Source organism: Agrobacterium sp. CMT1 (genome assembly GCF_037203725.1).
Taxonomy (GTDB): Bacteria; Pseudomonadota; Alphaproteobacteria; order Rhizobiales; family Rhizobiaceae; genus Agrobacterium; species Agrobacterium pusense.
In genome coordinates, this window is record NZ_JBBCAR010000011.1 from 138,147 (window position 1) to 159,080 (window position 20,934).

Genomic DNA, 20,934 nt, shown 5'->3' on the forward strand with positions numbered 1-20,934 from the left:
TTTTCAGTTGTAGGTGCTGTGGCGCAGAACGGCGTCCGCCTCGGTGATCCTCTGCCCCCTGGCATCGAAGGCGTGAAGGGCTTCGGGCGGCACGTGAAAGAACACGCGGTCGCCGCTGTCGATACGCGGCAGGGAGTGGGTGGTCAGGAACAGCGTGTGGTTCTCGCTTCTGAGTTCGAGAATCCAGCTGCCGCCGGTCGGCAGCACGCCGGTCACCGTCATCTCGCCGGCGAAGCTGCCTTGCGGCACATCCTCGGACTTCATCACATAGCCCATGGCTTCCGGCCGCATGCCGATCGAGGCAATGCCGCGCAGTTGCGGATAACGGGTTGCGAAATAGGCTTCCGCCCTGTCCGCTATGTCCGACACCCCGGGCTGGCCGAAAGTCAGTATGTTGATCGGCGGGCTGCCGACGAATTCGGCGACGAAACGATTGGCCGGACGGTCGTAGATATCGTTCGGCGTGCCCATCTGCTGCAGCGTGCCTTCGTTCATGACGGCAATGGTGGTGGCAAGTGTCATGGCTTCCCACTGGTCATGCGTCACGAAGACGATGGTCGTCTTGAATTCCTTGTGCAGCCGCTTCAGCTCGGCGCGCATTTCAAGCCGCAGCCGGGCATCCAGATTGGAGAGCGGCTCATCGAGAAGCAGAACGCCCGGATTGACGGCGAGCATGCGGGCAAGCGCCACACGCTGCTGCTGACCACCGGAAAGCTGCGACGGATAGCGGTCGCGATATTTGGCGATGTCGAGCGCCTGCATGACGCGCTCGACACGGGCTTCACGCTCGGCCTTCGGCAGCTTGCGCAGGCGCAGGCCGAAATCGGTATTGCGCTCGATGGTCAGATGCGGCCATAGCGCGTAGCTCTGGAAAACAAGGCCCATTTCACGTTTTTCCGGCGGCACGAAAATGCCTTCGGTCACGGAATCGATCACCCGGTCGCCGACGCGGATCTCTCCGCCCGAGAGGTTTTCGAGGCCAGCTATCATGCGAAGCGTGGTGGTCTTGCCGCAGCCGGAAGGCCCGAGCAGGCACATGAACTCGCCGTCGCGGATTTCGAGATCGAGATCAGAAACCGCATTCGCGGAATTCACGCCGTAGTTTTTCTGCGCACCGCGCAGGTTGATGGTAGGCATCAGCTTCCAAGTCCTTCTGCAAGATTTGTGCGGGTCAGCTTCTGGGCCAACAGCGTGCCGAAATAGGCAATGGCGGCGATGATCAGCACCACGGCGTTGGCAGCCTGCGTGTAGTGGTAGTCGACCAGCCGCAGCGAATAGGTGGTCAGAACATCCGTGCTCGGCACGGCGAGGATCACGAAGAGGCTGAGACCCTTGATGCCCGAAATGAAGGGCAGGAGAACCCCGGTCACCAGCGATCCTTTCTGGATCGGGATGACGATCGAGATCATGCGGCGGAACCAACCTGCACCGGCGATCTGGGCAGCCTCTTCCGGGTCCTTTCCAAGCTGCGTCATGGCGGAAATGCCGGCTCGCGAAGCGTAGGGCATCTGGTCAGCGATCAGCGCCAGGATGAGGATCGTCACCGTACCATAGAGCGCCGGCATCGGCCCACGCGGAACGGCAAAGAGCGACAGATAGGCGGCGGCAAAGGCAATGCCGGGCACGAGATAGGGCAGGAACGTCACCTGTCGCAGGTAGACGGACAGGGCACGCACCGGCGTGCGGATGACGACATAACCGACGAGCAGGCCAAGAATGCCCGATGTGAGCGAGGCAAGCCCGACGATCATCATCGTGTTTTTTGCTGCAGCCCATAGGTCGGGGCTCAGGAGCACGCCGGTCTGCAAGGCGACGGTATTGAGGTTGCTGCCAATCCAGTAATCGAGGGTGAAGTTGTCGAACGTGAAGCGGGCCGGCATTTTCATGACCGTCGAGAGCGCCAGGGTCAGAAGCGGCAGGCCGACACTGAGAACGAAGATGGCAGCCGCGAAGCCCGTCGCCAGAAGCCGCATCTTGCCGAGACGGCTCTGTCTGTTCATCGAGCCTTTCGAACCAATGGTCACGAAACGGCGGGCTTCGCGAACGAGGCGGGCGTCGATCATGAGCGTGATGATGCCGATGAGCATGATCGAGGCCGCGACGACACCGGCAACACCCGTCTGGCGCGACGCAATGCTGCGGAACAGCGATGTGGAGAGAACCTCGAACTTCACGGGCAGCCCGAGAACATAGGGTACGCCGAACTCGCCAAGGCATTTCGCAAAGATCAGCACCATCGAGGACAATAGCGCCGGGCGCATCAGCGGCAGGATGACCTGCAAGGCGACCTGATAACGATGGGCACCGAGAATGCGGGCGGAATCTTCAAGCTGCGAGTCGAAGCGGCGAAGCGCCGAGCCGAACAGCAGGATGACGAAAGGCGTGTAATGCAGGGCAAGGATTATGGTGATCGGGAAACGCCCGTAAGCCACCCAATCCGGCGGCGTGAGGCCTATCGCCTCGAACCAGCCGGGCTGGCCGCCAACGGTGCGATTTTTAAACAACGTCGTCCAGGCGAGCGCGAAGGTCCAGGCCGGCAGCATATAGGGCACGATCAAGGCGGTGGCGAACCAGCGGCGGCCGAACATGTCCGTTCTGCTGATAAGCCAGGCAAGAACGGTGCCGATGACGAGCGAAAGCGCAATCGCCCCGAATGCGACGGTCAACGTATTGAAGAGCGGACGCCAGAAAAGATCCGATGCAACGGGCGAAAAAAACGCCCTGTCGAGATAATAAAGCGTGAGATCGCCGACATCCTTGCCGAGGCGCCGTTCGTGGCCGAACTGGACGCGGACGGCATCGAGAATGATCGAAATGATCGGAACGACGATCAGATAGGTGAAAAGCAGAGCCGTCAGAACGCCGATCAGCGTCGTCGGCTCCCTGAGTGCGACCTTGAGACGATACCGCCAGGCCTGCCATGCCGAAGGCGCGGTCGTCGGGGGACTTCCCAGCGCCTCCGCCTTCGTCGATTCGCTTAAAAGAGCCATTCTCTCTCCCCATATGGCCACGCTTTGCCCTCACGCGCCGGCAAAAACCTGCCTTCGCGCGACCCGTAGAACAGGCGGCGCGTGCGTAACCTTCAGCAATGCATCAGTGCTTCAGAAGCGGGCGATTCACCCACTCACAACGATGATCCCAGCTCCTCCCGAAAACATCGCCGGCAAAGCGATTATGGAATAAAAATTCCATATCTCGCTCTACCTTGGAATGCATGATCCGTCTTAAACGACATTTTGTCAATGAAAAAATGCACACGTGATCATTAAGTTATTTATTTGTTTTCAAACGTGTTTTTGTCACAAAACTGTAATTTTTGAACGGCGCCGGGCAGGAATTTTTTTTCCTGTCCCGACGCCTGTGGAACGGATTGGATATTTCCTGAAACGCCAGAGAGCTTTTCTCAAGGGTGACGGGGTGCTGGTGAAATTGGAATAGCCGACATCCCGTAGCCTGTGATATCAGGCATTGGATTTCGGAACCGGGGGAGTCGGATGGCAAGAGGGTTCGTGACGGCCGAAGAGGTGGCGAAAAAGGCCGGGGTTTCACGCTCCGCCGTCTCTCGTACCTTCACACCCGGCGGCAGCGTATCGAAGGCCGTCCGGCGCAAGGTGCTGAAAGCCGCACAGGAACTCGGCTACCGCGTCAACCGTCTGGCGCAGGGTCTCAACAACGACCGCTCCAATCTCATCGGGGTCGTCGGTGCCAATCTCAGCTCCCCATTTATTTCAAAACAGCTCGATCTCCTCAGCATCGGCCTCCTGCGCCGGGGCTTGCAATGCCTGTTGCTGAATGCGGCAGATGCCCGCAAGGACATTGCGCCGCTGATCGAGCTTCTCTTCGAATTCCGCGCGCAGGCCATCGTTGTCCTTTCCGGCGAACCGCCGGCCTCGATCGTCGATGAATGCATCGCCAATGGCGTGCGCCTCATTCTCATAAATCAGCGTCTTGATCGCACCGACACGAATATGGTGTTGAGCGACGATTCCCATGGCGCCGATCTTGCCGCCATGCGGCTTGTGGCGGCGAAATGCAGGAAAGTCGCGGTCGTTTCCAGCGGTAGCCAGACGCCGGCTCAGCTGCGCCGCGCCGGTGCCTTCACCCAGCGCATGACGGTTGAAGGTATCGAGGTCGTGCCGTGGTCCGGTGGTCCGACCAGCTATGACAGCGGCTATCAGGCCGGCTGCGAATTGCTGGCGGACAAGTCCATCGATGGCGCCTTCTGCGTGACCGATCTGCTCGCGCTCGGCTTCATGGACGCCGCGCGTCTTGAAATGGGCCGCCGGGTGCCGGAAGACATTTCGATCGTCGGCTTCGACGACATTCCGCAGGCGGGCTGGAAAAGCTACCAGCTGACGACCGTTGCCCAGTCCTTCGACGCGTTGACGGAGAAGGTCCTGACCGCTCTTGACAGCGATGAGCCGGAAACGCGGCTCCAGGTCGTGCCCGTTTCCATGGTGGAGCGCATTACCGCACGCTAACCCGCCTGCCGGATCCGGCTTTCGATCAGCAGCCCGCTCTCATCGAGGATCGGGTGGGCAACGGCTGCAAGATGGGCGTTGATGCGCTTGAGATCGCGCAACATGTCCAGATGCACCGAACTGGTCTGAATGCTGTCAACCCGGCCGTCGCGCAGGCGCTGGAGATGGCTTTCTGACGATTGTTTTTCCAGCCGCCGCACATCTTCCTTCACTTCCACCAACCGACGGGCAAGATCGGCGTTGCGAGTGGCGAAAACGGACTGTGCCATGCGGATATTATCGAGCGTGACGGCAAAAAGACGCTCAAGTTCACTTTTCCCATCATCGGAAAAGCGGAGGCCGAGATCGATCTTCTTGGCAATCTCCGGACGGATGCCTTTCTCGATGATATCGCCGATATGTTCGAGATTGATGGCATATTCGACAATATCCATCGCACGGCGCTGGTCCTTGCGGGCCAGGCCATTCTGTCCGACCTTCGAGACATAAACCTTGATTTCATGCTGCAGGCGGTCGACCCGGCCCTCCAGGCTGCTGATATCGTTGAGCTTTGCGGCATCACTATCCCGCATGGCCTCACTCGCCTGCCGCAGCATAAGCTCGATCAGGTCGCCGACCAGCAGCACCTCGCGGCTTGCGCCGGCAAGCGCCGCAACCGGTTGATCGAGATCGTGACTGTCGAGATAGCTGTGATTGTTTTCGGTGCTCTCTCTGTCCGGCAGCAGCATCGTCGTTACTCGCAGAAGCACTGGCGAGAGCGGCCACGCGAAGGCGGCAACAGCGAAATTGAAGGCGAGATGCGCATCCACCGTTAGATTCGCATGCGAAAAGGGTGACATGTCCAGCAGGGCCGCGGCATATCCGGCGAGCGGCAGCGCTGCGAGGCAGCCGATGGCCCTGACGACGAGATTTCCCACCGTCACCCGGCGTGCCGCGATCGGGGCTTTCAGCGTCGCCAGTACCGGCGGCACCGCGCCGCCGAGATTGGCGCCGAGCACCAGAACGATCACGAGGCTCGTTTCCATGCCGCCGCTGGCGGCAAGCGACAGGATCAGAACGACGATGGCGAGACTGGAGGAGGCAAGAACAGCAAGGACGGCGGAGAAGATCAGCGCCACAGGCCAGGCATCACCGAGCATGCCGATAAAGAGACCCAGTGCTGGCGACTGCCTGATGGGATCAGTTGCAGCCGAGAGAAGATGAAGGGACAGCAGCATGAGACCGACACCGGCCACCGCCGCCCCGCCTCCCTGCCGCTGCACCGATTTGCCACGCGACAGGATGACACCCGCAAGGATGAGCAACGGCGACAGCCAGCCAAGCCCGAGAGCGACAATCCACGCCGTCATCGCAGTTCCGACATTGGCGCCGAGCAGGACGATCTGCGCCATGGCCGGCGCGATGAGGTCCTTCTCGACGAAAGAGGCGACCATCAGCGCGGTGGCAGTGGAACTCTGCAAGGCGATTGTCGCCACGAGACCAGCGAAGAAGGAACGATACCGGCCGCGCGTGCCGGCGGCCAGACCGATGCGGAGCCTCGCACCAAAGGCGCGTGACATGCCATCCTTTATCTGCGCAAGCCCGAAAAGCAGCAAAGCCACGGCGCCGAACAGGTTGATGCCGACAACGACCGATTCCATTCAATCACCCCGCCTGCCGTCCCGGCGGCCGGACAGCAATCAACCCAGCCATGATAGACCGCCCCTTCCGCAAATCGTCGGATCAAACTGCAACGCGTTCACGCTGCGACCCGAGCCGAAGCGTAATGTCGCGCGGGCTGCCTTCTGCGCGCTCAAGAAACAGGCCGAGCGCTCCGAGGAAGATTTCGATAAAACTCCTGACGGACCCGTCGTGACGATCCGGCGCGCGGCCGAAACGCTGCGCCAATTTCCGATAGAGGCAGAGCCGCTCATGCGGGATATGCGGCAGGGCTAGACCCGCCGCCTGTCGCAGGCAATACCAGTCGGCGATCAGCTCGAACATGGGCAATTCGAATGACAGCGCAAGTCCATCAGACAGTTCGTGGCCATCCTGCCCAAGCAGGAGGAGAACCTCCTGCACGGTTTTGTCGGAGATTGCCGCAACGATCTCTGCCGGCCATTCCTTGCTGAAATAGCGATGTCTGATCAGCGCCCGCTTGTGGCCAAGCAGGAACCCACCATAATCACCGGCTGCAAAAGACGGGTCGTCCTCTTCACCTGCCAGTACCGTCTCCTGCGCGTAACCCTGGCAAATACGGTCATTGACCGGCAGAGCGGTCATTTCCACCGTTTCCACGCTGATGTCCTGCCGGGCTGGATGGATGACCTTGAATCCGGGAGGAAAGGCGACGAGCGAAGGGACGGCAATATTGGTGAGCGGCCTATCACCCTTCCCACCCTGCGTCACGCCCTCGACATGCAGGTGCCCGCTGAAATGGACGGTTAACCCAGCCCGCACCAGCGCGTCTTCCACCGCCTTGCGTGGCGTACGGCGCACGACATTGGTTTCACCGAACAGGGCACCTTCGGCACGGCTTGCTCCGTCGAAGGGATCGAGCACCGGATAATGGGAAAAGCCGAGCAAGGTCTTGCCGAACAGCTCCGCCCTGTGGTGCACGTCGGCAATCCAGTCAATGATGAAGGGCTTGCAACGCAGGAGCGCGTTCCAGCCACCCGAAGTGCTGTCGGTAAAGGCGGCTTCCTCACCTCGCTGAAAGACACCGTCGAGCGGCTCGAAAATATTCGCATCGATCATCAGTAGCCAGAGGCCCTCTTCCGGCTCGACAAGATAGGAGGCGTCCATCAAGCGATAGACATTCCGCCCATCGGGAGAGCGCACGTCGTAGAGCCGGTCTTCCGGCGCGTCGGACGCGCCGAAGGGCGTCTCCCAATGCAGATAATCCGGCTGGCGGAAATAACCGAAAGCCCCCATCGGATCGAGGCCGGCGGGATAACCTTCGCAGTACATGCGGTCGGTTATGACGACCCCTTCCCCGGTGCGGCGCGCATCGCTGGAAACCAGGACGCCTCTGCCGTTCTCCGTCAGGAATTCCTTGGTGTGATTTCGGCCGCAAGGGCCGAAAATGTCATGGTTCCCGGGCAGCGCATAAAAAGCGGTGCCATGGGTATCGCGATGGCGCTCCAGAATGCCCTTCAGCGTTTCAGTCGTCACCCGCTGGCCGTCATCGGTATAATCGCCGAGCAGCACCACATGGCGAATGCCACGCTGGCGCACCTCTTCCAGCGCCGCATGCAATGCATCCGCGCTCTCGTTGAAAACCCGGGTGGATTCACGCGTTTCCGACCAGCTACGCATGGTGATGCGCTCGCCTTCGATTTCGATGCCGGGAAACCCGAAATCCGCTGAAGTATCATGAAAATGCGCATCGGCAATGACGGCAACGGAAGGCAGCATATGTGTCAGCATGATTGCGCGATCTTTCTGCCCTCAACCAAGTCGATCCATTCGGAAGCACGGCGGGCGGCGGCATAAAGCATCGGTTTCGGCGTCTCGAACCATTCGTCAGGCCGCAATTCCCGTTTCGTGCGGATCACGGCCAGCGCATCGTCGAGTGTCGGATAAAGGTCGGGCTGCTGCTTGTGCAGGAAAAGCGCCACCAGCGAGACGGAACGGCTGCGGCCGCTGCGGCAGTTGACAAGCACATTGCCGCCATCGACAAAGGGATAAGTCTCCCGCTTAGGCATGGTCTGGCGAAGTGCGCCATCGAGTATGTAATAAGCGCCCAGCATCATGGTGTCAGGGCTGCCATCGCCGTCGATCAGGCCAAGCTTGTAATAGCGGATGTCACCATAACCCACAGCCCGCCGGTCGCCTTCTTCGGCCATCGTCTGCACGAGATTGATATCAAGATTGACGGCGCAATTAACGACGGTCGTAATGCCGTGCCGGCGCAGAAGCTCCCGGTCGCCAGCACCATCGCTGCCGCCGATGTAAAGGGCGGCATTATGCGGACCGAGCCCTTCCGCAATCAGGCTGATTGCCGGGCGGGCATAAACGGGTCCATCCATTTCATTCCTCCACATGCGCGAACACCCCGAACAGGTGTTCGCCTGAAATCAGGCCGAGGCGGCGCGCTGCCGGTCCGACGGCGTCCTTTCGGCAAGGGGTATATTCGCTGCCTGGCTGACGCCTCTGGCAACACCGCGGGCCGCAGCCAGAACAGGCCCGCCATCCCGAAGACTGCCAATCTCCAGAAATGGGCAGACATCGCCGCCAGCTTCGCTGACGAGTAGCAAGCCCGCAAGACAATCCCATGAATTCATATGTAATTCGAGATAGGCGTCGGAACGACCGTCGGCCACATAGGCAAGTGCCAGCGCTCCAGAGCCTGCACGACGAACATTGCTGCCCATATCGAGCAGGTTCCTGACGATATCGAGATATGTGGAATTCGCGACCCGGGTCGACCAGCCCATCTCGATCGATGACGCATCAAAGCGCGTCGTTTCCGCGGTTTGAATCGGCTGCCCGTTGCGCGTTGCTCCTTCACCGCGACGCGCGAAATAAAGCTCGTCAAGCGCAGGATTATAGATCGCGCCGATTTCCGTTCGCCCCTTCTCGACATAAGCAATGGAGATGCAGAAATGCGGGATGCCACGCGCGAAATTCGCGGTGCCGTCAACGGGATCGACGACCCACACCCGATCGCCGATCTCACCGCCGCCTTCTTCACCAAAGAAACTATCGTCTGGGAAACAAGCCGAGATCGCCCCGCGAATATGCGCCTCGGAAGCCGCATCGGTCACAGTCAGAAAATCCTGCGGCCCCTTCATGGAGAAGCTTCGTGTCGCCTCACCCTGAAAACCTTTGAGCACCAGTTCGCCGGCGGATAAAATAACGCTGCGGCACAGTTCAGCGCGAGCTGCCAATGTATCCGGATAGGGCATCGAGTCCATGCGCAAAACCATTTCTTTTGAGTGAACGCGTGTTCATATTGCACACGCGTTCATTAATTTCAAGAGGGTTTTCTCGGTCAAACATGACTATCGAATGACAAAGTATCGGCATGTTCATTCCGGAAGCTTGCAGGTCTGTTCGCGAGGCAGCGCAATGACTGCGAGCAACAGCCAATGGAACGGTTTTGCAACGCGGGAGTTTCGTTCCTGTAAACCACGACAGGAGGAAAAAATGGATCATAGCAATCACGTACGTCTGGTTGAAACCGAACTGACGCCGTCGGTTCTAGAAGGCGCGACCGTCTATGGCGCCGATGACCACAAGGTCGGGAAGGTTGACCACGTACACGGCGTCGGCGCCGGCAGCACGGCGATCATCGATGTCGGCGGCTTTCTCGGCATCGGCGCAAAGCCCGTCGCAGTTCCGCTCAGCGACCTTGACTTCATGCGCGATGAGGACGGCGATGTCCACGCAGTGACCTCATGGACGAAGGATCAGTTGAAGGACATGCCCGAGCATCGTCACTGAATGCATCCCACCAGATTTCAGAAGCGCCCGGCCATTGCCGGGCGTTCGTTTATTGGGGCACACCCCGCCCCGCACCGCTTCCGCCTGCAAATGGAACACATGCGCATGTCACGCATTTTCACGTCGCGCAATAAATGGTTGCAAGGCATTCAAGGGGACAACAATTGAACAGTCAGATTCAGGCCAGCCCACTGAGCATTGACGACGTGACCGTCATCGATGACGAGAAGGTCAAAAAAGCCGTGACGGCAGCCGCCCTCGGAAATGCCATGGAGTGGTTCGATTTCGGTGTTTACGGCTTTGTCGCCTACGCCGTTGGCAAGGTCTTCTTTCCGGAGGCTGCCCCCGCCGTTCAGACAGTGGCGGCACTTGCGACATTTTCGGTGCCGTTTCTCATTCGTCCGCTAGGTGGCGTTTTCTTCGGGGCGATGGGCGACAGGTTCGGGAGGCAGAAAGTCCTCTCTCTCACCATTATCATCATGGCGGCCAGCACCTTCTGCATCGGCCTCATTCCGGGTTATGCGACCATCGGCATCTGGGCCCCTATCCTTTTGCTGCTCTGCAAGCTCGTTCAGGGCTTTTCCGTGGGCGGGGAATATACCGGTGCGGCCATCTTCGTGGCGGAATATGCGCCCGACCGCAAACGCGGTTATCTCGGCAGCTGGCTCGATTTCGGCTCGATTGCCGGTTTTGTGCTTGGCGCGGGGCTGGTGGTGCTGCTCAGCACCGCCATGGGTGAGGCGAAATTTCTTGACTGGGGCTGGCGCATTCCGTTCTTCCTTGCCGCTCCGCTCGGACTGATCGGCCTTTATCTTCGCCACGCCGCGGAGGAGACGCCGGCTTTCACCGAACGCCTTCACCGCGCTGAAGAGGAGGACCGTCAGTCGCTGAAGGAACGGCCCATGGTCCCCATCGCGGAGATCACCAGCAAACATCTCCGTTCGCTGGCAATCTGCATCGGCATGGTTCTCGTCACCAATGTCACCTACTACATGCTGCTGACTTACATGCCCACATACCTGTCAAAGACGCTGAATTACAGCGAGGATCACGGCGTCCTCATCATCATCGCCGTCATGGTGGGTATGCTGTTCGTCCAGCCGGCCATCGGGCTTTTGAGCGACCGGATAGGCCGCAAACCTTTCCTCGCTGTCGGCAGCACGGCGATCTTTTTTCTCTCGCTACCGGCTTTCCATCTCATCGCCAGCGGGCAGGTGGTCCAGATTTTCTTCGGCTTGCTTATTCTCGCCGTCGCGCTGAACTGCCTGATCGGAATCATGGCCTCGACCTTGCCCGCCCTGTTCCCGGCGCGCATACGCTATAGCGCCCTGGCGATCGCGTTCAACATCTCGATCATCGTCGCCGGCCTGACTCCAACGGCCACGGCCTGGCTGGTGGAAGCGACCGACAACATCTATATGCCGGCCTATTACCTCATGGTCGCCGCTGTCTTCGGCATTGTCACGACCTTCTTTCTGAAAGAGACGGCGAACCGGCCTCTCTATGGCGATACGCCCAACGCCTCCAGCCGCAAGGAGGCGAAATCGCTTCTCGCCGCGCAATATCTGCACATCGAAAAAAGCGTTGAAGAGATTGACGAGGAGCTTCTCAAACTGGAACAGCAGAAGGAAATTCTGCAGGCGAAACGCAGTCAGCTCGTCGGCCGGCACCCGGACCTGAACTAACTCCATCCGTCATAGATGAAATGCGCGGGCAATGCGTATCGCACCCCGCGCATCGATTTTTTCAGGTTTCAATAGGCCTGCGCCGAGAGCAGCTGTTGTTTTGCTCAAACGGCGAGGAAGCCGCCGTCCACTGGCAATACGGCGCCGGAAATCATCTTGCTGTCATCGGAAAGCAGCAGCGCGATGCTCTGCGCCATCTCTTCCGCTTCTGCGAAGCGATTGAGCGGATGACGCACCATCATAGGCTGGCTTTTGACCGGATCGTTCCACGCTTCCGCAGCCAGTTCAGTGAGTGTGATGGTGGGCGCGACGGCATTGACGCGAATACCATGCGGGCCAAGTTCCTTGGCAAGCACGCGGGTTGCGCCCTCAAGCCCGGCCTTGGACGCCGCATAACACAGGTGATCCTGAAAGCCGCGATGCCCTGCAATCGAGGTGATGTTGACGATGGCGCCGCCGCCGCCCCTTGCAACACGCGCGCGGGCGAATTCCTGGCAGGTGACGATGGCTGCGCGCAGATTGATGCCCAGCACGGCCTCGTAGCCTGCATCGCTCATGTCAAGCACACTTTCCAGCACGTTGATGCCGGCGCTGTTGATCAGGAAATCGCAGGTGCCGGCTTCGGCCATGGCGGCGCGGGTGGCGGCGACGTCGGCAAGATCGGCTCGGATCGAACGGCCGCCGATTTCGCTTCTGAGGCTGTCGAGATCGGACTGCGTGCGGCTGATCGCCACGACCTCCGCACCACGTGCGGCCATCAGCTGCGCGCAGGCGCGGCCAATGCCTTTGCCTGCGCCGGTGATGATGACGGATTTTCCGGAAAACTGCATGGAATCCTCGTTATTTGCGGCCAATGCGGCCGGATGATCTAAGCTTGTGACGCGGCTTAGGAATGGCTGGCGGCGCGAATGGCGCGCGCTGCGTTCTGCAACGCAAGAAAGGCGTCGTAGCGTGCCTGATGAACCTTCTGGAAAGCGGGATCGGGAGCCGCACAGCTGGCGATACGCGACATCGCGGGCATCGCCGCCATCAGGTCCGGATAGGTTCCGGCGGCGACGGCGCCCAGCATGGCCGAACCAAGCAGCACCGGCTCCTCGCATTCGGTCAATTCGACGGGAAGCCCGGTCGCATCGGCCAACAACTGCCGTGCAAGCGGGTGGGCACCCGCACCGCCGCTGATACTGATGGTTTCCACCGGCGCGCCGTTGCGGGCCTGCGTTTCGATGATCTGACGAAGCCCGTAACCAAGGCCGAGAAGCCCGGCCACATAAAGCGCGACAAGGGAATCCACGCCGGTTTCCATGCCATACCCGGCAACCACCGCGCGGGCATGGGGATCGGCGAAGGGTGCGCGGTTGCCGAGAAATTCCGGCACCACATGAAAATCCTCTGCAAGCTTTGCTGCGGCGGAAGCGGATTCGGCGAGGCCGAGGGCGCGGTCGGCAAGCCAGACCGGTAAGGCTTTGCCATCCTTCTCGGCAAGCACTTTCGCTTCGGGGACTGCCGGATGTAGCTGAACCAGATAATCGATGGCCGCACCGGCAGCGGACTGACCGCCCTCATTCAGCCATGCGCCGGGAACCATCGCGGAGTAATAAGGACCCCAGACACCCGGCACGAAAGCGGGTTCGGCAGTGGTGGTCATGGTGCAGGAGGAAGTGCCGAAGACATAACCAAGGCATTTCGAAGCATCACCACCGGCAGCCACCGTGCCGACACCACCGGCATGGGCATCGATGAGGCCCGCCGCAACGGCGGTACCAGCAACCAGCCCCATAGCCTTTGCCGCATCTTCGGTTAGCCCAGCGCCCAGCGCCGTACCGGGATGGACGACGCTCTCACCGATGCGGCGAAAGCCCTGCTCCGCCAGATCTCCTAGGCCGATCTTGGCGAAATACTCCGCATCCCAGCGGTTTTCGTGGGCGAGATAGGTCCACTTGCAAGTCACCGTGCAAGCGGAACGATCGAGCGCGCCGGAAGCCTTCCATGTCAGAAAATCCGTCAGGTCGAAGAAATGCTCGGCGCGCGTATAGATTTCCGGCCTGTTTTCGCTGAGCCACAGCAGCTTGGGCGTCTGCATTTCCGGGGAAATGCGGCCGCCGACATATTTCAGGACGGCATGTTCGCCCGCATTGATGCGCTCCGCCTGTTCAACGGCGCGGTGGTCCATCCAGACGATGATATCGCGTTCGGGATGATCGGCAGCGCCGACCGGCAGGGTCTCATCATCTGGCCCGCGGACAACGAGCGAGCAGGTTGCGTCAAAACCGATGCCGGCGACCTCAGCCGGATCGATACCAGCGCGCGAAACGCTTTCCCGCACGCTATCGCAAACCGCCTGCCAAACCTCTGCGCTCGATTGCTCGGCTATGCCGCCGTCTTCTCGATGCATGCTGATCGGGCGCTTGGCGGTGGCCAGGAGCTTACCCGCCGCATCGAAGACACCGGCCCGCGCCGAGCCGGTCCCGACATCGACGCCAACAAGATAGGAAGCCATTTGCGATACTCCTCGGAGCGGATCATCCGGTGCTTGAACAGATTTGAGCGGCGGAACCGTTTCAGGCTTCCCGCCGCTCCAGACGTTTTTAAACGCGGTCAAAGTTGGTCGGCAAGACCAGCATGTCGCGGATGGTGACGGTCCGCTTGCGCGTCAGCATGTAGACGACGGCATCGGCCACTTCGCTCGCATCGATCAGGCTGCCGGATTCCTTGGCCTTGCGGAGGTTTTCCTCCGGCCAATCGGCCAGCAGTGCAGAAACGACAGGACCGGGAGAGACCTGGGCAACGCGCACACCGTGCGGGATCATCTGACGGCGCATGCCCTGCACGAAGCTGGTGATCGCCCATTTCGAGCCCGAATAGACCGGTTCCCAATAGGTCGGGAAGTGGCCGGCAATCGAGCAGGTGACGATAATATCGCCCGTCTTGCGCTCCGACATGTGCGGCACGACGGCATGAACATTCTTCATGACGGCGTTGACATTGAGATTGAGCATCTTGTCGATGGCTTCAGGGGTCGTTTCGGTGAGATCGCCGCCGATATAGGTGCCGGCGTTGCAATAGAGAATGTCGATATGATCGACCTTCTTGAGGATCTCAGGGATCATCGCGTTGCAGCTGTCGGCATCCAGCAGATTGGTGACCTGCGGGATGGCACGGTCGCCGAGCTTGGCGACCAGATCGTTCAGGGCTTTCTCATTCCAGTCGACCATCACAACTGTCGCGCCCTGTTCCAACAGCGCTTCTGTGGTGGCAAGCCCGATGCCGGATGCGGCGCCGGTGATGACCGCAATCTTGCCTTGCAGCGATTCAGACATTTAATTCTCCTGCGTTTATGAAGATATTTCCGGGCCGGCTCAGCGCCATTCCCGTCCGATATAGATGGCCAGCAGGATGATGCCGCCCTTGATGACATCCTGCAGATAGGGGTTGATGCCCATCAGGTTGAGGCCGTTATTGAGAATGCCGAGCAGCACCGCGCCGATGAGCGTGCCGAGAATGAGGCCCCTGCCGCCGGCAATCGCCGTGCCTCCGAGAACAACGGCCGCGATGGCATCGAGTTCGAAGCCGACACCGGCATTGGGCTGACCGCTCATCAGGCGGCCGGTGAGGATCAGTGCCGCAAATGCTGCCGTGACGCCGGAGATGCCATAGACGGCAAGCTTGACGCGCTGGGTCTTCACGCCCGAAAGACGGGCTGCCAGTTCGTTTCCACCGAGCGCATAGACGTGGCGGCCGAAAGCGGTGCGCTGCAACAGCACCCAGGCGATGGCGTAGATCACCACCATGATGACGACTGGGACGGGAACCACACCGATACGGCCGACACCGAACCAGGAAATCCAGCTCGGAATACCGCTGACGGGGTAGCCGCCGGAATAGATAAGGCCAAGGCCACGGGCCATGCCCATGGTGGCGAGTGTGACGATGATGGCGGGCATCTTGCCCCAGGCGACAAGCGCCCCGTTGAAGATGCCGATACCGAGACCGATGAACAGGCCGGCCGGCAGCGCAATTGCAGGCGAGAGGCCGGTGTTCACCATCAGGCCAGCGGAAAGCGTTCCGATAAGCGCCATGACCGCCCCGACCGACAGGTCGATGCCGCCGGTCAGAATGACGAAAGTCATGCCAACGGCCAGAATGCCAACGACGGAAACCTGCCGCAGCACGTTCATGATGTTGTTGAGGCTGAAGAAATTGTCGCTCGCAAGCCCCATCAGGATGGATACGACAATCAGACCCGCCAGCGGCAGGGCGAGCGGCGAGCGCAGCATGGCACTGAGACTGAAACCGCCCGTTTTCGCGGCAACGCCGGTGTTTGCATCAAGCGACATGTTCAACTCTCCCGGTGGTGGCGTTTGTCATTATTGTTTCTGAATTGATGTCGTCTCCCTCGACCGTGGCAACGATGCCGCCGGACCGGAAAACGCAGACCCTGTCGGACATGCCGATGACTTCCGGCAGTTCCGAGGAGATCATGATGATCGAATGGCCCCTGGCAGCAAATTCGCGCATCAGCGAATAGATTTCTGCCTTCGCTCCGACATCGATGCCACGTGTCGGCTCATCGAAGATCAGCACGCGCATGTCGTGGTTCAGCCAGCGCGCGATAACGATCTTCTGCTGGTTGCCGCCGGACAGCGTGTCGACGCGGGCGTAAGGCCCTTGTGCCTTCACCTGCACCTGCGCCATGGCCTTTGTCGTGTACTCCAGTTCCTTCTTGAGATCGAGGAACCAGTGCGCCTTGCGGTATTTGCCGTAATTGTTGAGCGAGATATTCTGCAGGATGGAGAAGCTGGTGATCAGTCCCTCCTCCTTGCGGCTTTCCGGCAGCAGGCCAATGCCGCGCGTCAGCGCATCATCGGGGCCTGACAAACGCGTATCGACGCCATCGAGCTTGATCTTTCGGCGCGTCGCGGAATGCGCGCCGAGCATGGCGAGAACTGTTTCCGTGCGGCCTGAACCAACGAGCCCGGCAAAACCAAGAATTTCGCCCTTGCGCAGCGCGAAACGCGAAACAGGGCCGCCCTTCTTCAGTTGCAGCTCCTCGACTTCGATCACCTTCGCGGCGGAAGGATCGAGTTGCGGCTTCGGCGGGAAGCTGGCTTCGATGCGCCGGCCGACCATCATTTCAACCAGGCGGTCATTGTCGACCTCCGACGTCAGGCAAGAGCCGATCAGCTCGCCATCGCGCAGGACGGTAATGCGGTCGCAAATCTCGAATATTTCTTCGAGGTGGTGCGAAATGAAGATGATTGCCACGCCCTGACGGCGCAGCTCGCGCATGACCTTGAAAAGGTGCTCCGTCTCGGAAGGCGTCAACGTGGCGGTGGGTTCGTCCAGTATCAGAATGCGGGCATCCAATGACAAGGCCTTGGCGATTTCGACAAATTGCTGCTGGGCGACGGAAAGGCGGTGCACCGGGACGTCAAGCGGAACATCCACGGCGAGCCGGCCCATGATTTCGGCTGCGCGCTTGCGCATCGCGCCCTTGTTCAGAAGGCGCAGCGGCCCGCGGATTTCGCGGGCAAGGAACATGTTTTCAACGGCGTTGAGATAAGGGATCAGGCTGAATTCCTGAAACACGATGCCGACACCGGCGGCAATCGCCTCATCGTAATTGGCGAAGCGGCGATCCTTGCCGTCAATGCGGATCGTTCCTTCCGAGGGCTGCAGGATGCCGCTCAGGATCTTCATCAGAGTCGACTTGCCGGCGCCGTTTTCGCCCAGAAGCGCATGCACCTCGCCGGCGCGCGCCTCAAGGTCGACGCCACGCAGGACTTCGATCTTGCCAAAGCTTTTTCTTATTCCATTCAGTTCCAGCATTTCACCCTCCTCAATGGTCGGGATTTAACCCCGCCCCCGCATAAAGCGGGGACGGAGCCTGGGAGGAGTTCTTACCAGCTGAACTCGCCGGCGTTCTTGCTGTCGACGACCATAACGTCGATCGGGACTTCCTTCGGCACGACGCGAGCGCCCCACTTCTGGGCGAGCGCCATGGCAAGGCCGACACGCACCTGGTCACGCGGGAACTGCGCGGTGGTTTCGATGAAAGGACCACCCTCGGCAATCGCCTTCACAGCTTCCGGAGCACCGTCGACCGAGGTCAGCTTGATGTCCTTGCCGGAACCCTGAATAGCAGCCAGAGCGCCCATCGCACCGCCATCATTCACCGAAAAGATGCCGGCGAGGTTCGGACGCGACTGGATCATGTTTTCAACGACGCCCAGAGCGACGGAGCGGTCCTGACGGCCGTTCTGTGTATCGACCAGCTTGATCTCGGGGAATTCGGCGAGTGCGGCCTTGCAACCTTCGACGCGCTGAAGGATCGGCACGACCGGGATACCGTCGAGGATCGCGACTTCACCCTTGCCGCCGAGCGCGTCACCGAGATGCTTGCACGACTTGTAGCCCGCGTCACGGTTCTTCGAGCCGACGAAGGTATCGACCGGGCCATTGGCGTTGGCGTCAACCGCAACGACGATTGCGCCGGCAGCCTTGGCAGCGTGCACGGCGGCTTCGATGCCGGCGCTGTCGGTTGGGTTGAGAAGCAGGATGTCGATCTTCTGCTGAAGCATATCTTCAACGTCGGAAATCTGCTTTGCCACATCGTGGCCGGCATCGGTCACGACAACGTCAGCGCCGATGCTTGCCGCAGCTTCCTTCAGCGCTTCCTGCATCGACACGAAATAGGGGTTGTTCAGCTCCTGGAAGGTCATGCCGATCTTCAGCTTTTCCTGCGCCAGCGCCGGAGCGGCCATCATTGCAATTGCGGCTGTCGCCATCAGAAACTTGGATTTCATTTTCATCTCACTCTTCCTCCCATTAGGAAAGTTGGGGCAACAAGTGCCCGTTTCCGGACAGACCTCTGCCCGAATTGGTAAAAATCGGCGATGTGTCGCTGGTTTACTCCGCCATAACAGCTGCCTTCTGGGCCGCAAAAATGGTTCGGAACCTCGACGGTGACATTCCCTTGAGTTTCAGGAAATGCCGGTTGAAATTGGAAAGATTGGAAAAGCCAACATCGTAGCAGACCTCGGCCACCTTCACATCCTGATCCGCCAGCAACATCTGGCAGGCAAGATCGATCCTTAACTGATTGCGATAGCGCACCAGCGTCGTGCCGGTATGACGCTTGAAGGCCCGGGAGAAGGCGCTCGGGCTCTGGCCCACCATGTCGGCGAGATCGATTTCCTCCACCTGTTCGGTCAGATGCTCGCGCAGATGAGAGAGGGCGCGATTGATGCCGCTGTCGCCAATCCCGGTCAGATCCAGTTCGTAGCTGAGGCTTGCCAGCACCTCGGATGTCGGCGCATTGACCAAGAGATCGAGAATTTCCCAGAAAAGTGCCAGACGCGTCAGGCCCTGCGCCTCGATAAGCCGAAGGATCAGCGGACGAACGCGATCGCTCGTCTCGTCGTCAAAGAGAATACCGCGACGGCTGCGATCCAGCAGGCCGCGCACCACTTCCATCTCGGACATGGAGGCGCAGGCATCCTCGATAAAACTCTCCGGAAACTGGATCACGAGGGAACGCGTCGGCACGATTTCGTCCGGCTCGATCTCGCTGATCCAGTTCTGGGGGAGATTGGGGCCGGTCATGATGAGCTGGCCGGGGCCGAAACGGCCGACGAAATCACCGATATAGAAGGTGCCTGACGTCGCGACGACCAGATGAATTTCATATTCGGGATGATAATGCCAGCGCACGGTACGGAACGGATAGCCATGCCGCCAGGCAGCGAAAGATTCGCCCTTGCGGATGTGCACCAGTTCCAGATCGGGCTGCATCATGGTTCCTCCCATCAGTCACGTCCGCCGCATTTGCGAAGCGAAGCCATTCCTCTTTATGGCTCGTCCCAGGCGTTGATGAGGAGCATAGGGCGGGCCGCGGCAAAACATCCACATCACGCCGGAGAAATTACCGATACTTTTTTGACTGTTTTTTGCGAGAAATTGAATAGTGCCTCAACGTGATTGACAGCCAACGTTGCGGAGAGCCTGTTTTTTTTGCTCAATTTGCCGTGATGCGCCCAAACAATTCTCAACAGGAGGCGATCTGTGATGAATTTTTGGAGTAGGGCCTGCCTGCCACAGGCAGACCCTACTTATACTTTTCCGCGCACCTTTCGCCGCTTATGCATCAGCGAGCGAATGTCTGGCACTTATTGCGGCATCACTATCTGCAGTTTGACGTCCGTTTCCCGCGCTTCCACCGCACGGTCGAAACCGGCAATACTGTCTTCAAAGGGAATGGTCGCAGAAATCAGCGGCTTCAGATCGACCTTGCCGGATGCGATGAGCGCTACGGCGCGATCATAGACATTGGCGTAGCGGAAAACCGTTTCGACCCGAAGTTCCTTGGCCTGAAGGCCGACAATATCGACCGGAACCGGATCGACCGGCATACCGACGAGCACGATTGCGCCGCCCGGTCGTGCGAGGGCGGCAACGCCAAGAATGGCAGGGGCAGCGCCCGAGCATTCAAAGACGATATCGCAGCCCCAGCCGTCCGTCGCCTCAGCGATCGCTTCGGCGAGGTTGCGCTCGCGGATATTGACGGTCTCGATGCCATCGTAAGAGGCGATGATATCGAGCTTGGGCTGGGCAAGATCGGCTACGATGACCTTCGCGCAGCCGCCCGCGAGCGCGGCAAGCGCCACCATCATGCCGATCGGACCGGCGCCTGTTACCACGGCGACATCGCCCGGCTGGATGCGGGCACGCAGCGCCGCCTGCATGCCGATGGCAAAGGGCTCCACCATGGCGCCTTCCGCAAAGGACACATTGTCCGGCAGCTTGTACGTAAAAGCAGCGGGATGAATGACTTCCGGCGTCAGGCAACCATGCACAGGGGGCGTCGCCCAGAAACGGACGGCCGGATCCACATTGTAGATGCCGAGCTTCGACGCGCGAGACGTTGCGTCGGGAATACCCGGCTCCATGCAAACACGGTCGCCAGCCTTGAGATGCGTTACCTCGGCGCCGGTTTCGATCACCGTTCCAGAGGCCTCGTGCCCGAGCACCATCGGGGCGTTGACGACGAAATGTCCGATTTTGCCATGTGTATAATAATGGACGTCGGAGCCGCAAATGCCGACCGTGTGGGTGCGGATACGCACATCCTTCGGTCCGAGTTTACCGGGAATGTCAAAGTCCCTGAGCGCGAGCTTCCCTTTTTCTTCCAGCACCAGTGCCTTCATCTCATCCTCCGTGGTTTACGATACGCCTGGCAGCGAATTCAGTCAGCGTGATGGCGCGTAACCTCGGCAAAAGTAAACAGAAATCCGCCGGAACAACCGGTTTTTCTTCGCACAGGAAAAACTGTATCGAGGAGCCTG

Annotated in this window: 17 protein-coding genes; 3 read left to right on the plus strand and 14 right to left on the minus strand. The window is 59.9% G+C overall.

Annotated elements, in window-relative coordinates; translation table 11 throughout:
• Positions 1 to 3 precede the first annotated feature (3 nt).
• Positions 4 to 1,137 (minus strand): ABC transporter ATP-binding protein, encoded by a 1,134-nt coding sequence (locus tag WA845_RS14645; protein WP_035208474.1) that lies wholly within the window; start codon positions 1,135 to 1,137, stop codon positions 4 to 6.
• Positions 1,137 to 2,990, minus strand: a complete 1,854-nt coding sequence (locus WA845_RS14650) for an ABC transporter permease (RefSeq protein WP_112555501.1) — start codon at positions 2,988 to 2,990, stop codon at positions 1,137 to 1,139. The genes WA845_RS14645 and WA845_RS14650 overlap by 1 nt, the downstream gene beginning before the upstream one ends.
• A gap of 504 nt (positions 2,991 to 3,494) precedes the next feature.
• Between WA845_RS14650 and WA845_RS14655 the strand changes: the two genes are divergently transcribed.
• The gene (locus WA845_RS14655) at positions 3,495 to 4,481 is read left to right on the plus strand and encodes a LacI family DNA-binding transcriptional regulator (RefSeq protein ID WP_044459769.1); all 987 of its coding nucleotides are present in this window, start codon (positions 3,495 to 3,497) and stop codon (positions 4,479 to 4,481) included.
• Here the strand turns inward: WA845_RS14655 and WA845_RS14660 are convergent.
• The 4 genes from WA845_RS14660 to WA845_RS14675 all read right to left on the minus strand — a co-directional run bounded on the left by WA845_RS14660 (position 4,478) and on the right by WA845_RS14675 (position 9,379).
• Complete coding sequence (locus tag WA845_RS14660) at positions 4,478 to 6,121, minus strand: Na/Pi cotransporter family protein (RefSeq protein ID WP_112555499.1); 1,644 nt, start codon at positions 6,119 to 6,121, stop codon at positions 4,478 to 4,480. The genes WA845_RS14655 and WA845_RS14660 overlap by 4 nt on opposite strands.
• Before the next feature lie 82 nt (positions 6,122 to 6,203).
• Entirely contained in the window at positions 6,204 to 7,889 is a 1,686-nt protein-coding gene (locus WA845_RS14665; RefSeq protein ID WP_112555497.1) for a metallophosphoesterase family protein, read from the minus strand.
• A complete protein-coding gene (locus tag WA845_RS14670) occupies positions 7,883 to 8,491 on the minus strand; it encodes a dual specificity protein phosphatase family protein (RefSeq protein WP_006698666.1) in 609 nt (202 codons plus the stop codon). The genes WA845_RS14665 and WA845_RS14670 overlap by 7 nt, the downstream gene beginning before the upstream one ends.
• 48 nt (positions 8,492 to 8,539) lie before the next feature.
• Entirely contained in the window at positions 8,540 to 9,379 is an 840-nt protein-coding gene (locus WA845_RS14675; RefSeq protein WP_035208568.1) for an inositol monophosphatase family protein, read from the minus strand.
• 232 nt (positions 9,380 to 9,611) lie between these two features.
• Between WA845_RS14675 and WA845_RS14680 the strand changes: the two genes are divergently transcribed.
• Positions 9,612 to 9,908, plus strand: a complete 297-nt coding sequence (locus tag WA845_RS14680; RefSeq protein WP_004438228.1) for a PRC-barrel domain-containing protein — start codon at positions 9,612 to 9,614, stop codon at positions 9,906 to 9,908.
• Positions 9,909 to 10,072: 164 nt separating this feature from the next.
• Entirely contained in the window at positions 10,073 to 11,593 is a 1,521-nt protein-coding gene (proP, locus tag WA845_RS14685) for a glycine betaine/L-proline transporter ProP (protein ID WP_004438219.1), read from the plus strand.
• A 104-nt stretch (positions 11,594 to 11,697) separates the two neighbouring features.
• Here proP and WA845_RS14690 read toward each other — a convergent pair whose 3' ends face one another.
• From WA845_RS14690 to WA845_RS14725, 8 genes are all read right to left on the minus strand, one after another.
• Positions 11,698 to 12,423, minus strand: coding sequence for an SDR family oxidoreductase (locus WA845_RS14690; protein WP_337322436.1), 726 nt, complete (start codon positions 12,421 to 12,423; stop codon positions 11,698 to 11,700).
• 56 nt (positions 12,424 to 12,479) lie between these two features.
• A complete protein-coding gene (locus WA845_RS14695) occupies positions 12,480 to 14,090 on the minus strand; it encodes an FGGY-family carbohydrate kinase (RefSeq protein WP_112555495.1) in 1,611 nt (536 codons plus the stop codon).
• A gap of 88 nt (positions 14,091 to 14,178) precedes the next feature.
• Positions 14,179 to 14,910 (minus strand): SDR family oxidoreductase, encoded by a 732-nt coding sequence (locus WA845_RS14700; RefSeq protein WP_004438213.1) that lies wholly within the window; start codon positions 14,908 to 14,910, stop codon positions 14,179 to 14,181.
• Between the two features lie 39 nt (positions 14,911 to 14,949).
• On the minus strand, positions 14,950 to 15,927 hold the full coding sequence (locus WA845_RS14705) for an ABC transporter permease (protein ID WP_004438211.1): 978 nt from the start codon (positions 15,925 to 15,927) through the stop codon (positions 14,950 to 14,952).
• On the minus strand, positions 15,917 to 17,419 hold the full coding sequence (locus WA845_RS14710) for a sugar ABC transporter ATP-binding protein (protein ID WP_112555494.1): 1,503 nt from the start codon (positions 17,417 to 17,419) through the stop codon (positions 15,917 to 15,919). The genes WA845_RS14705 and WA845_RS14710 overlap by 11 nt, the downstream gene beginning before the upstream one ends.
• 71 nt (positions 17,420 to 17,490) lie before the next feature.
• On the minus strand, positions 17,491 to 18,402 hold the full coding sequence (locus WA845_RS14715) for an ABC transporter substrate-binding protein (RefSeq protein ID WP_004438208.1): 912 nt from the start codon (positions 18,400 to 18,402) through the stop codon (positions 17,491 to 17,493).
• 97 nt (positions 18,403 to 18,499) lie between these two features.
• A complete protein-coding gene (locus WA845_RS14720; protein WP_004438205.1) occupies positions 18,500 to 19,384 on the minus strand; it encodes an AraC family transcriptional regulator in 885 nt (294 codons plus the stop codon).
• A gap of 374 nt (positions 19,385 to 19,758) precedes the next feature.
• Positions 19,759 to 20,796 carry an NAD(P)-dependent alcohol dehydrogenase gene (locus WA845_RS14725; protein WP_004438202.1) on the minus strand — a complete coding sequence of 346 codons (1,038 nt, stop codon included), beginning with the start codon at positions 20,794 to 20,796 and terminating at the stop codon, positions 19,759 to 19,761.
• Positions 20,797 to 20,934 lie beyond the last annotated feature (138 nt).

Bases quoted from the DNA above. Each gene is read 5' to 3' on its own strand.
- WA845_RS14650 (WP_112555501.1), bottom strand. From the start codon at position 2,990: ATGGCTCTTTTAAGCGAATCGACGAAGGCGGAGGCGCTGGGAAGTCCC.
- WA845_RS14720 (WP_004438205.1), bottom strand. From the start codon at position 19,384: ATGCAGCCCGATCTGGAACTGGTGCACATCCGCAAGGGCGAATCTTTC.
- WA845_RS14705 (WP_004438211.1), bottom strand. From the start codon at position 15,927: ATGTCGCTTGATGCAAACACCGGCGTTGCCGCGAAAACGGGCGGTTTC.
- WA845_RS14670 (WP_006698666.1), bottom strand. From the start codon at position 8,491: ATGGATGGACCCGTTTATGCCCGCCCGGCAATCAGCCTGATTGCGGAA.
- WA845_RS14660 (WP_112555499.1), bottom strand. From the start codon at position 6,121: ATGGAATCGGTCGTTGTCGGCATCAACCTGTTCGGCGCCGTGGCTTTG.
- WA845_RS14680 (WP_004438228.1), top strand. From the start codon at position 9,612: ATGGATCATAGCAATCACGTACGTCTGGTTGAAACCGAACTGACGCCG.
- WA845_RS14645 (WP_035208474.1), bottom strand. From the start codon at position 1,137: ATGCCTACCATCAACCTGCGCGGTGCGCAGAAAAACTACGGCGTGAAT.
- WA845_RS14655 (WP_044459769.1), top strand. From the start codon at position 3,495: ATGGCAAGAGGGTTCGTGACGGCCGAAGAGGTGGCGAAAAAGGCCGGG.
- WA845_RS14715 (WP_004438208.1), bottom strand. From the start codon at position 18,402: ATGAAAATGAAATCCAAGTTTCTGATGGCGACAGCCGCAATTGCAATG.
- WA845_RS14665 (WP_112555497.1), bottom strand. From the start codon at position 7,889: ATGCTGACACATATGCTGCCTTCCGTTGCCGTCATTGCCGATGCGCAT.
- WA845_RS14725 (WP_004438202.1), bottom strand. From the start codon at position 20,796: ATGAAGGCACTGGTGCTGGAAGAAAAAGGGAAGCTCGCGCTCAGGGAC.
- WA845_RS14710 (WP_112555494.1), bottom strand. From the start codon at position 17,419: ATGCTGGAACTGAATGGAATAAGAAAAAGCTTTGGCAAGATCGAAGTC.
- WA845_RS14700 (WP_004438213.1), bottom strand. From the start codon at position 14,910: ATGTCTGAATCGCTGCAAGGCAAGATTGCGGTCATCACCGGCGCCGCA.
- WA845_RS14690 (WP_337322436.1), bottom strand. From the start codon at position 12,423: ATGCAGTTTTCCGGAAAATCCGTCATCATCACCGGCGCAGGCAAAGGC.
- WA845_RS14695 (WP_112555495.1), bottom strand. From the start codon at position 14,090: ATGGCTTCCTATCTTGTTGGCGTCGATGTCGGGACCGGCTCGGCGCGG.
- WA845_RS14675 (WP_035208568.1), bottom strand. From the start codon at position 9,379: ATGGACTCGATGCCCTATCCGGATACATTGGCAGCTCGCGCTGAACTG.